This is a genomic window from Selenomonas sp. oral taxon 892 str. F0426, assembly GCF_000468035.1.
GTDB lineage: Bacteria > Bacillota > Negativicutes > Selenomonadales > Selenomonadaceae > Centipeda.
Genome location: NZ_KI260525.1, coordinates 11,777 through 12,689, shown reverse-complemented (window position 1 = coordinate 12,689; position 913 = coordinate 11,777). Strand labels below are relative to the sequence as shown.

1 protein-coding gene is annotated in these 913 nt (G+C 58.2%); it reads left to right on the top strand.

The features are described from left to right. Positions 1-913 (top strand): MBG domain-containing protein (locus tag HMPREF1992_RS11585; RefSeq protein WP_021684274.1); only part of this gene is annotated, 913 nt, incomplete at both ends.

Here is a 913-nt window from a genome sequence, read left to right as displayed (position 1 = left end):
CGGGACTCAAGACGCAGATCACGAATATGCGCCTCATGGGCAATCGCAAGGCGTCGAACTACAACATCACCTATGTGGACGGCGGCTTTGCCGTTACCCAGCGTGACCTCTACATCACGGCGGGCGACAAGTCGCGCACCTATGGTGACGGCAATGAAACGGCGCAGTACGTGAACGGCACGAGCCGTCTCAACGTGCGTCCTGCCGACGCGACGACGGGGCTTGTGAACGGCGATACGATTTCCTCCGTTACGGAGACGATCGATCCCGCCGCCACACCGACAACGAACGCGGGCACAGGCGGACTTTGGACGCGTGCCTCTGCGGCGCAGTTCTCGCATGGCACGGATGCCAACTATAACATCCACTACACAGACGGACATTTCAACATCACGAAGCGTGCGCTGACCCTTGTCGCGGGTGACAAGAGCCGCATCTACGGCACGGCGAATACGACGGCGGGCTATGTGAACGGCACAAATCTGTTCCGTGTCAAGACGGGCACAAATCTCGTGAACGGCGATATGATCTCCTCGGTGACGGAGACGATTGACCCGCGTGCGGCCGTCACGACGGATGCAGATACGCCAGGACTCAAGACAATGATCGGCAGTGCTGTTTTCGGCGTAGGAAATGCCAATAACTATGATGTTTCCTATGAGGACGGCAGCTTTGTCATCACACCGCGTGACCTCACGCTGCGTGCAGGAGATAAGACACGCATCTACGGAACGGAGAACAGTACCGCAGTTTATACGGGCGGCACGACGAAGTTCCACGCTGATGCCGCGACGGCGACGACGGGACTCGTGAACGGTGATACGATTGCAGATGTGGTCGAATCGACGAATGCAACGCGTACGACGAACGTCGGTACGGCGGGACTCAAGACGCAGATCACGAATATGCGCCT